Origin of the sequence: Pseudomonas sp. EZ-C24, from assembly GCF_014525325.1 — a bacterium.
Taxonomy (GTDB): domain Bacteria; phylum Pseudomonadota; class Gammaproteobacteria; order Pseudomonadales; family Pseudomonadaceae; genus Aquipseudomonas; species Aquipseudomonas shirazensis.
Genome location: NZ_JACDIU010000039.1, coordinates 1 through 1,163, shown reverse-complemented (window position 1 = coordinate 1,163; position 1,163 = coordinate 1). Strand labels below are relative to the sequence as shown.

The following is a 1,163-nucleotide window of genomic DNA, read 5'->3' as shown; positions in this document are numbered from 1 at the left end:
CAGCCTACCACCTTAAACTTGGACTACCAACGCCAAGCTGGCCTAGCCTTCTCCGTCCCTCCATCGCAACAATCGGAAGTACAGGAATATTAACCTGTTTTCCATCGACTACGCTTTTCAGCCTCGCCTTAGGGACCGACTAACCCTGCGTCGATTAACGTTGCGCAGGAAACCTTGGTCTTTCGGCGTGCAAGTTTTTCACTCGCATTGTCGTTACTCATGTCAGCATTCGCACTTCTGATACCTCCAGCAAGCTTCTCAACTCACCTTCACAGGCTTACAGAACGCTCCTCTACCGCATCACCAAAAGGTGATACCCGTAGCTTCGGTGCATGGTTTGAGCCCCGTTACATCTTCCGCGCAGGCCGACTCGACTAGTGAGCTATTACGCTTTCTTTAAAGGGTGGCTGCTTCTAAGCCAACCTCCTAGCTGTCTAAGCCTTCCCACATCGTTTCCCACTTAACCATGACTTTGGGACCTTAGCTGACGGTCTGGGTTGTTTCCCTTTTCACGACGGACGTTAGCACCCGCCGTGTGTCTCCCATGCTCGGCACTTGTAGGTATTCGGAGTTTGCATCGGTTTGGTAAGTCGGGATGACCCCCTAGCCGAAACAGTGCTCTACCCCCTACAGTGATACATGAGGCGCTACCTAAATAGCTTTCGAGGAGAACCAGCTATCTCCGAGCTTGATTAGCCTTTCACTCCGATCCACAGGTCATCCGCTAACTTTTCAACGGTAGTCGGTTCGGTCCTCCAGTTAGTGTTACCCAACCTTCAACCTGCCCATGGATAGATCGCCCGGTTTCGGGTCTATACCCAGCGACTAAACGCCCTATTAAGACTCGCTTTCGCTACGCCTCCCCTATTCGGTTAAGCTCGCCACTGAATATAAGTCGCTGACCCATTATACAAAAGGTACGCAGTCACCTAACAAAGTAGGCTCCCACTGCTTGTACGCATACGGTTTCAGGATCTATTTCACTCCCCTCTCCGGGGTTCTTTTCGCCTTTCCCTCACGGTACTGGTTCACTATCGGTCAGTCAGTAGTATTTAGCCTTGGAGGATGGTCCCCCCATGTTCAGACAAAGTTTCTCGTGCTCCGTCCTACTCGATTTCATTGATAAGAGATTTTCGTGTACGGGGCTATCACCCACTACGGCC

General features: G+C 51.2%; 1 rRNA gene. It reads right to left on the bottom strand.

The annotated features are described in order from the left end of the window. A 23S ribosomal RNA gene (locus tag IDM28_RS23690) occupies positions 1–1,163 on the bottom strand; the annotation flags it as partial.